Genomic DNA, 6,851 nt, shown 5'->3' with positions numbered 1-6,851 from the left:
TAAATTTCCGGGAGGCAGTGGCGTTTTTACACGAGCTCAAACAAAGATCAGGGAAGTAAAAAGCATGCTGGAGAGACAAATTCAAAACTATCTAAAATGGATGAGGACCAAGGAGTATGCTCAAGGGACAATTGTGAAAAGCAGCCGAGTTTTAAACCGTCTGCTGGACTTTGCGGTCCTGAACCAAACTTCCTGTGAACATACTGTTTCCTGCGACACATTGAAGGCATTCCAGGAGCATGTCCAGGTAAAGCATGCAGGCTTTGTGCTGGGCGGAGTCAGCCTTAACACCGTTATGGCTTACCGGCAAAGCATGGGACTGTTTCTGCCCTTTGCCGCCAGGGAAGAAAGTAGGGACAGGTTCTTTAAGTTGCATTTTCTAACCCATTCCGCTATATTCCTCTCAACCCAGCAACCACAAGCCTTCCAGGAGGTTCACCATGCCCAGAATTGCCAGATTTATCCGGGATAATCAGCCAAACGTATACCATATTGTTTCCAGAACAGCTCTTCAGGGCCTGCCCATCAAGGACAGGGACAATGACTTTCTGCTGGGCCTGATCAAAAAGCTATCCCAGTTCTACTTTGTGGACGTGCTGGGATTCGCACTTTTAGGCAACCACTTCCACCTGGTAATCCGCATGTATCCTGAATCTGATCCGACAGATGATGAAATCAAGAAAAGGCTGCATAAGTATTATGGAGATGAACTTAATGTGACCGGGGTTCTTATATCCGACTACCGCAAGCGCCTCACCAGCCTGGGGGCTTATGTGAAGGACATCAAGCAGGGATTTACCAGGTATTTCAATAAGAAGTATGGCCGCAGAGGCTTTTTCTGGGGGGATAGATTCAAAAGTATGATTGTCCAGGATGGTTTGAGTCTGGTTAACCTTATGGCTTATGTGGATCTTAATCCCATCCGGGCCGGGATAGTAAAGAAACCGGAAGACTACCGCTGGTGTTCCCTGGGCTACCATACTCAGACCGGTAATAAGGACGGCTTGCTGTCCATAGACTTTGGCATGAAGGAATGGAACGAGTTTGATCCAAAAGAGATTGTCCGCAAGTACAGACAGTTTGTATATGAGACAGGCGCTGTGGATGCCGGGAAAGGCAAGGTAATGGACAAAAAGATTGTGGAAAAGGCCAGGAAGAAAGGCTACAAAATATCCAGGACTGACCGGTTCAGATACAGATGCCGGTATTTTACAGACTCAGGTGTGATCGGGGGGAAAGACTTTGTTCAGGAGGTGTTTGATCAGGTTAAGCATTTGCTTCGGTCCAAGGATGAGCGGAAGTTTACTCCCGTTGGTGGTGTTGAGGGTTTATATTCCATGAAGCGATTGGGTACTTAAAAACATAAATTGAGCTTTTTAATTGACCGTTTAGTCAATATATCATATTTTCTGTAAATGGCCAACATTTCTGAGATAAACAATAAAGTCAATTTCTGGATTGTATCAGCAGAAAAAGACTGGGTGGTTGCAGGTCATCTCTTGGAAAAGCAGGACTACCCATATTCATTGTTTTTTGCTCATCTGACCCTGGAAAAATTACTTAAAGCTTATTTTGTTTCTACTAAAGGAAAAAATCCACCACTATCACACCGATTGACTTACCTTGCTGAAAAATCTGAGATTGAGCTATCTATAGAACAGGTAGAATTGCTCGAAATTGTTACAGACTTTAACCTTGAAGCCAGGTATCCCGATGAAAAATTCTCTTTTCATAAAAAATGCAGCAGAGAGTTTACAATCAACTATCTCAATAAAATTGAGGAGATGAAGTCATGGCTAATGCAAAAAATGAAATCATCAAAGACGTAAAAAAATATATAGTTGAGCTTAATAAGCACGGGATTTTTGTACAGAAGGCTATCCTATTTGGATCATGGACAAAAGGGTATGCCCATGAAGATAGCGATATTGATGTAGCTCTGATTTCAGAAGCATTCACAGATGATCGCTTTCAGGACAGGCGAAGGATTGTTCCTTTACGTAGAAACATTAACACCAAAATTGAGCCAATGCCCTATAGTCCATTGTCATTTGATGCAGGCGGTCATCTTGTTGATGAAATCAAACATTTTGGAGAAATAATTTCAATCCCATGAAAAAAGCCCTAATCACCGGCATAACAGGACAAGACGGAGCCTACCTCGCAGAACTGCTCCTGCACAAGAACTAAATTGTCCACGGAATAAAGCGCAGGGCCTCGAGCTTCAATACAGATCGCATAGACCATCTGTACCAGGACCCGCACACTGAAAACAGAAACTTTATACTGCACTACGGAGATCTGACAGACGCTACAAATCTGATCCGGATAATCCAGGAAGTGCAGCCTGATGAGATATACAATCTGGCAGCCCAGAGCCACGTGCAGGTCTCTTTTGAGACTGCGGAGTATACGGCCAATGCTGATGCTCTGGGAACGCTTAGAATACTTGAGGCTATAAGACTACTGGGCCTGACACACTGAGCCAACAGGGACAGACGAAATATGCTTTACTTTTTATTATGAAGAGGCTGGGCCAAACATAATGGATGACTACTTCAAAAATTTGTTGACCATTTGTAATCGAATGGTTACGAATGAATCGTGTTTACAGTAAAACATACATCTCAATTTGATGAATGGCTATCCAACCATAAAGACCCCAAAGTTAAGGGACGACTGGTTGCCAGATTACGTAAAGTTCAACTTGGCAACTTGGGAGACGTAAAGCCGGTTGGAGAGGGAGTGTTTGAAATGCGTGAACATTTCGGTCCAGGGTGGCGCATTTATTACACACAAAGAGGCAAAGAGATAATAATTCTGCTGGGGGCGGCCAGAAATCAACCCAGAACACTGATATTGCCAAAGCGATCAAATTGGCTGGCTTTATAGGGGATTAAAATAATGAAAAAATTACATACACATGAATTGCCTGACTTTGATGCCTCAAAATATCTAGACAGTGAAGATGCAATTGCTGAATATATTACAGCAATAATTGAAGAAAATGATCCCTCCCTGCTTGCCGCCGCCCTTGGAGATATCGCTCGCTCCAAAGGCATGAGCGAGATATCTAAGTCTTCAGGCATTACCCGTGAAGCATTGTACAAGGCTTTACGACCCAAGGCACAGCCCCGCTTTGAAACAATCAGTCGAGTATGTGAAGCCTTAGGAGTAAGGCTTATAGCAAAACCATTACACTCTAAAGATCAACAACCCCAAAGGACATAATGACCAATCCAATACCAATATCTTCCAAAACCCACGCAACCAAACGCTGGAACCCAACCAAGACTTTTGAATTTACAACGAACAACACCCTGATCCTCTGGTTGATGACATTAGATATTGTCGGCCAGGGATGAGCAAGAGATATTGCGGGGGTTGGTGGAGGATATTCAGAATTACCAAGAGAAACGTCAAGGTCTAAGGTTTAAATTAGGTAAAAATAAAGGAGACACAACCATGCCTACAATCACAATCGATGGGAAAGAGTACGATTCAGATCAGCTTTCAGAAGAAGCCAAGCAACAGTTAGGTTCAATCCAGTTTGTGGATAAGAAAATCGAGGAATTGAAGAATGAAATAGCTGTTTATCAGACAGCTCGCAATGGTTATGCACGGGCTTTATCTGAGATGCTGGATAAACAATAACCCACTGCCTTAAAGGCACGTGGGCTTTTTTGATATAAAAGGAGACCCCACCAATGACCACCGCATGGCAACACGGCTACTACTCAGACACTTCCTACACCTACGGCTTCTACAAAGAATTTGCACCCAACTGGTTAGACTGGGTGGCATTACTAAAGGGTTCGGAGCCTCCCAATACCAGCAAGAGAATGCTTGAACTCGGCTGCGGACAGGGTTTAGGCTTATGCGTAATGGCTGCAGCTAACCCGCATATGCGCTTTGTGGGAGTGGATTTTAATCCGGAGCAGATAGCACATGCCAGAAGCCTGGTGAGAAGGACAGGCCTGACCAATATAGAGTTTCACGAAGCTGACTTTGTGTCTCTGGCCGCAAAAGACCAACCTTTTGAACCTTGCGATTATGTAGTGGCGCACGGGATACTAACCTGGGTAAACCAGGAAGTACGCTCAGCAATATACAGAATAATCGACAAAACCCTTACCCCGGGCGGATTGGCATATTTCAGTTACAACGCCCTACCCGGCTGGCTGGCAACACATCCGGTACAGCACTTGATGACCCAGTTTGCGGATAGAACCGGAGTGAACAAGCAGTCCTTTGAGTCTGCCCTGACAGCTTTAGAGAGCCTTAAAAATGCCGGGGCTGCGGTATTTAAGTCTCAACCGGGTATCCAGTCCAGGCTGGAGCAGCTGCAGAAAACTGCTGCCAGTAACGAGAATTACATTTATCACGAATATTTCCATAGCTCCTGGACACTGTTTTATTTCACCCAGATCGCCCATGAAGCCTCTGAAGGTAAGCTCAGGTTTCTGGGAAGTGCTACTTTGCCGGAGAACTATGACGCAATGCTGCCTGAACCAATGCGGAAAGCCATAGACTCTGCCCCGGATATGGCTATGCGGGAGCTATTTAAGGACATGGCTATCAATCAGAGTTTTAGAAGGGATGTATTTGTACGGGGCCAGACACCAATATGGAGTGGAGAGCAGTTAAGTCTATTCGCCCAGAGAATGGTCACATTACTGCAAGCACCTGATAAGATATCTCTCAAATTTCAGACTGGGTTTGGTGAAGTATCTGGCAAGGAAGAAGTATATAAGCCAATCATAGAGCAGATAGCCAAGGGTCCAGTTAAAATTGCTGATCTGAATAAAGCTTTGTCGGATCTAAATCTGGGATCACTGTTGCAGTCTTTGACTCTACTTGCACACGGCGGAGCTGTTGGCTTCTATGTCCAAAACACAAACAAGAAACCAGCCATAAGTTTCAATCAGACTCTGGCCGAAATGGTATCCCGTGGCGCACCTTACAGGTATCTGGCATTACCAGGCATTGGTACTGGCATTAACTTGGACGAGATCCAGTGGATGGCCATTGATGCACTCAGTAAGAACGAGGACATCCCAGCAGGTGTAGAGGCAAGACTGCGGGGTTTAAACAAGTCACTGCTTAAAGACGGCCAGCCTTTGAAGCACGGAGAGGAAACAGTTAATGAGCTGAAGGTAAGGCTGGATGGGTTTATGGGTGGTAATTTGCCGCTGATTAAGAGGCTTGGTGGGGTTAAGTGAGTGTTACCTACCCCAAAGCAAATACAGTCACCATAGGCTATGACCCCACAGAGGACAAAATGTTTCTGATCCTCTATCTGCAAGACGGCAATACCAGCAAAGCCTACATTTCGAGAAGGCTGTTGGGTATGCTTTTGAAGTCTATGGGTGACAAGCTTACCAGTACCAGCCCTACTGCCTCCAGAACACCTGATTCAGCAGAAGTAATGCAAATGGGGCATATTGCTGCCGTAGTCAACAGAAAGCCTGGTGAAATACCGAAAACTGCAAAGCCAGAAAGTGCAAAGCCCTACTACTCCACTGAGGTACAGCTTGAAACCCAAGGCGACGCACTTATACTCGGGTTCAAATCTGTAGATACAGAGCCAATAGCTGCACTTGCACTAAAGCGCACAGAAGCACACCAGATATTACGGCTGCTCAGAGATCAAGCTGATAAGGCGGGGTGGGGCTTGGAGCAGCCTGCTGAATGGATGCGGCCGATGGAGTATGGGAGGGGTGGGGATTAAGCTAACCTATTCATTAACGTATTGTAGTCCTCATGGCTTCCAATCCAGAACCAAACAATATCTTCGCCCTCTCTAAAAGCTATTGCTCTGTAATGGTAGCCAACATTCACTGTCCAGACAGATCCCTTTTTACTGAAATCCAATGACGGATGGCTGGGATCTTCTTTGAAAAGCTCAAATTTTCTATCAGCAAGGGTTTTAATATGTTTAGGGAGCTTTTCATAACACTTCCAGAAATCAGGATGTGTAAATGATCTTATTCCCATCTTGAGCACTTTCCGGCTGCATAATCAGACTTCACTCGTTCCAATAAAGCGTTGGCTCTGCCACCCTGCGAAAAATCATCCACAATTTCCTGATCCCAGACTCTTGCTTCTAACTCGGAAAGCCATTTGGAAAGCCTGAGTTTTTCGGAGTCGGAAAGAGAAAGTATGTCGTCCTGAATTTTTTCTATGGTTGCCATATGATATACCTCCATGTTTTGCAGAGTAATATTAAGTTCTCTGGACATAATTGGCAATATCATTGTTGGCTAACACCCCATTTCCACTTTAAGCCCTCCTACGCCCTTTCTAAGCGCTTCTACGCATTTCCCCATACCTGACACCAAAAACACCCCCTGAAAGCCCTCTACGGCCTCAGTTTTTACTGTGCTGCCATGCTGTTTCAAAAAACTGCCTTGTAATCGGTTATAAGAATTGGGAACCAATTTAAAGAAAGAAAGTGGGGACATTATGTTGCCAGTTTGGTTATGTTGCCAGTATCCCGCAATATCCAGCCCCACCCCGCCTGTTTTTTTCTATTCATTTTTCTTCTTTGCAAGCCTACCACCTTGGTGAACAACTGTTCATGGAGGTTGTATGGTCAAGAAGCGCTGTAAATTCTGCCGGTGTCTTTTTCCCCTTACCAAACGTAACCCCGACCAGAAATACTGCTCCAAGCCTGATTGCCAGAGAGCACGCAAACGCCGGTGGCAAAAAAAGAAGGTAAAGGATGATGAGGCTTATCGCTTAAACAAGCAAGATGCCCAAAAGCGGTGGTGCGAGAAGAACTCGGACTACTGGGAAAAATACAGGGAAAACAACCCTGACTATACCAAAAGCAACCGGGAGAAACAGCG

At 44.9% G+C, this 6,851-nt stretch carries 11 protein-coding genes and 3 pseudogenes; 12 read left to right on the top strand and 2 right to left on the bottom strand.

Annotated elements, in window-relative coordinates:
* The 11 genes and pseudogenes from LZ23_RS11090 to LZ23_RS11045 form a co-directional block, all read left to right on the top strand.
* A pseudogene (locus LZ23_RS11090) lies at positions 1–472 on the top strand (hypothetical protein); the annotation flags it as partial.
* Entirely contained in the window at positions 441–1,358 is a 918-nt protein-coding gene (locus tag LZ23_RS11085; RefSeq protein ID WP_045214182.1) for a transposase, read from the top strand. The pseudogene LZ23_RS11090 and the gene LZ23_RS11085, both read left to right, overlap by 32 nt.
* Before the next feature lie 57 nt (positions 1,359–1,415).
* Positions 1,416–1,829 (top strand): HEPN domain-containing protein, encoded by a 414-nt coding sequence (locus LZ23_RS11080; protein ID WP_045214180.1) that lies wholly within the window; start codon positions 1,416–1,418, stop codon positions 1,827–1,829.
* Entirely contained in the window at positions 1,793–2,116 is a 324-nt protein-coding gene (locus LZ23_RS11075; RefSeq protein WP_045214178.1) for a nucleotidyltransferase domain-containing protein, read from the top strand. The genes LZ23_RS11080 and LZ23_RS11075 overlap by 37 nt, the downstream gene beginning before the upstream one ends.
* A pseudogene (locus tag LZ23_RS23500) lies at positions 2,113–2,475 on the top strand (GDP-mannose 4,6-dehydratase); the annotation flags it as partial. The gene LZ23_RS11075 and the pseudogene LZ23_RS23500, both read left to right, overlap by 4 nt.
* A gap of 129 nt (positions 2,476–2,604) precedes the next feature.
* The gene (locus tag LZ23_RS11065; protein WP_232300469.1) at positions 2,605–2,892 is read left to right on the top strand and encodes a type II toxin-antitoxin system RelE/ParE family toxin; all 288 of its coding nucleotides are present in this window, start codon (positions 2,605–2,607) and stop codon (positions 2,890–2,892) included.
* Between the two features lie 12 nt (positions 2,893–2,904).
* On the top strand, positions 2,905–3,231 hold the full coding sequence (locus tag LZ23_RS11060) for an addiction module antidote protein (protein WP_198145970.1): 327 nt from the start codon (positions 2,905–2,907) through the stop codon (positions 3,229–3,231).
* Complete coding sequence (locus tag LZ23_RS25330) at positions 3,231–3,365, top strand: hypothetical protein (protein ID WP_269745179.1); 135 nt, start codon at positions 3,231–3,233, stop codon at positions 3,363–3,365. Before LZ23_RS11060 ends, LZ23_RS25330 begins: the two co-directional genes overlap by 1 nt.
* Positions 3,366–3,465: 100 nt before the next feature.
* Entirely contained in the window at positions 3,466–3,654 is a 189-nt protein-coding gene (locus LZ23_RS11055) for a DUF6447 family protein (RefSeq protein WP_045214188.1), read from the top strand.
* A 53-nt stretch (positions 3,655–3,707) separates the two neighbouring features.
* On the top strand, positions 3,708–5,222 hold the full coding sequence (locus tag LZ23_RS11050) for a class I SAM-dependent methyltransferase (RefSeq protein WP_045214173.1): 1,515 nt from the start codon (positions 3,708–3,710) through the stop codon (positions 5,220–5,222).
* Positions 5,219–5,731, top strand: coding sequence for a hypothetical protein (locus LZ23_RS11045; RefSeq protein ID WP_045214170.1), 513 nt, complete (start codon positions 5,219–5,221; stop codon positions 5,729–5,731). Before LZ23_RS11050 ends, LZ23_RS11045 begins: the two co-directional genes overlap by 4 nt.
* On the opposite strand, the gene LZ23_RS11040 is transcribed toward LZ23_RS11045, so the two are convergent.
* The gene (locus LZ23_RS11040; RefSeq protein ID WP_045214168.1) at positions 5,728–5,997 is read right to left on the bottom strand and encodes a type II toxin-antitoxin system RelE family toxin; all 270 of its coding nucleotides are present in this window, start codon (positions 5,995–5,997) and stop codon (positions 5,728–5,730) included. The two genes, LZ23_RS11045 and LZ23_RS11040, sit on opposite strands and share 4 nt — an antisense overlap.
* Complete coding sequence (locus LZ23_RS11035; protein WP_045214166.1) at positions 5,988–6,257, bottom strand: hypothetical protein; 270 nt, start codon at positions 6,255–6,257, stop codon at positions 5,988–5,990. Before LZ23_RS11035 ends, LZ23_RS11040 begins: the two co-directional genes overlap by 10 nt.
* A gap of 334 nt (positions 6,258–6,591) precedes the next feature.
* Here LZ23_RS11035 and LZ23_RS11025 point away from each other — a divergent pair.
* Positions 6,592–6,851, top strand: a pseudogene (locus LZ23_RS11025) (hypothetical protein); the annotation flags it as partial.

Origin of the sequence: Desulfonatronovibrio magnus (assembly GCF_000934755.1) — a bacterium.
GTDB classification, from domain to species: domain Bacteria; phylum Desulfobacterota; class Desulfovibrionia; order Desulfovibrionales; family Desulfonatronovibrionaceae; genus Desulfonatronovibrio; species Desulfonatronovibrio magnus.
The sequence above is the reverse complement of the archived record's forward strand: the minus strand, read 5'-3'. Positions and strand labels throughout refer to the sequence as shown.